Origin of the sequence: Caulobacter sp. CCH9-E1 (assembly GCF_001556515.1) — a bacterium.
Lineage (GTDB): Bacteria > Pseudomonadota > Alphaproteobacteria > Caulobacterales > Caulobacteraceae > Caulobacter.
This window is the reverse complement of sequence record NZ_LSJA01000264.1, coordinates 1-960: the sequence shown is the minus strand read 5'-3', so window position 1 is coordinate 960 and position 960 is coordinate 1. Positions and strand designations below refer to the sequence as shown.

Annotated in this window: 1 protein-coding gene; it reads right to left on the bottom strand. The window is 67.9% G+C overall.

Annotated elements, in window-relative coordinates:
- A partial coding sequence (locus AX690_RS14955; protein ID WP_197426874.1) for an efflux RND transporter permease subunit occupies positions 1 to 960 on the bottom strand: 960 nt, incomplete at both ends.

Here is a 960-nt window from a genome sequence, read left to right as displayed (position 1 = left end):
TGCCGATGGCCATCATCACGAAGGACAGCGGGATGATCAGCACGGCGATGAAGGCGGCGCGGACGTTGCCGAGCAGCAGGAAGAGGGTCGCGGCGACCAGGATGGCGCCTTCGGTCAGGTTGCGTTCGACGGTCTTGATGGTGGCGTTGACCAGCACCGATCGGTCGAGCGCGGTGGTGATGACCACGCCGTTCGGCAAGGCCTTGCGAACATCGACCAGCTTGTCGCCGACCGACTTGGCCACCGAGCGGCTGTTCTCGCCGATCAGCATCAGGGCGGTGCCGACGACCACTTCTTCGCCGTTCTTGCTGGCCGCGCCGGTGCGCAGGTCGCCGCCGACCCGCACGGTGGCGACGTCCTTGACGGCGACGGGTACGGTGCGACGGGTGGCGATGATGGCGTTCTGGATCTCGTCGAGCGTGCGAACCCGCGCGTCGGCCCGGACCAGATAGGCCTCGCCGGCGCGCTGGATGAAGTTGGCCCCGACCGAGAGGTTGGCCCCTTCCAGGGCCTTGGCCAGGTCGGTGTAGGAGACGCCGTAGGCCACGAGCTTGGCCGGGTCGGGTTCGACCACGTACTGCTTCTGGAAGCCGCCGATGGAGTCCACGCCGGCCACCCCCTTGACGGTGCGCAGTTGCGGACGAACGACCCAGTCCTGGATGGTGCGCAAGTACGCGCCCTGCGAGGTGGCGTCGGTGAGGCGCTCGCCTTCCGGCGTCAGATAGGCGCCGTCACTCTGCCAGCCGGTCTGGCCGTCACGCACCTTGGCGCCCTTGCCGCCCGGATTGGCGTACTCCACCGAGTACATGTAAACCTCGCCCAGACCCGTCGTGACGGGCCCGATCTGCGGCTGGATCCCAGCGGGCAGGCTGTCGCCGGCCTGGGTCAGACGCTCGGCCACCTGCTGGCGGGCGAAGTAGAGGTTGGTCTTCTCCGAGAAGATCGCGGTGACCTGCGAGA